Here is a 286-nt window from a genome sequence, read left to right on the forward strand (position 1 = left end):
TGACAATCATTTATTACCTTAGTAAAAAGGAACAAAATTATTTAAAGTATCTGGTTAGGAGTGCAGGGAAAGGAATCATTTATGGGTTTATCAGTGTAATTGTGGCACCGTTTATCTTTGTGGTTGGCGTCATAATATCTGCTACCTTCTTCGGTACACCGATGGAATATTTTTATACAATATACCTAATCGCGGGAGTGCAATACGTATTCCTGGCAGTCGGCTGGGTTGCAGGGGCTGTTCAGGAAGTGGATAAAAAACGGGCTTCACTCTGGAAAGTGGCATT

The 286-nt window shown here is 40.6% G+C and carries 1 protein-coding gene; it reads left to right on the plus strand.

Translation table 11 applies throughout. The features are described 5' to 3' along the window. Positions 1-286, plus strand: a 286-nt coding sequence (locus R0J87_RS19535) for a hypothetical protein (RefSeq protein WP_498888324.1), incomplete at both ends; no start/stop codon positions are given.

It is taken from the genome of Halomonas sp. SIMBA_159, from assembly GCF_046536035.1.
GTDB classification, from domain to species: domain Bacteria; phylum Pseudomonadota; class Gammaproteobacteria; order Pseudomonadales; family Halomonadaceae; genus Vreelandella; species Vreelandella venusta_A.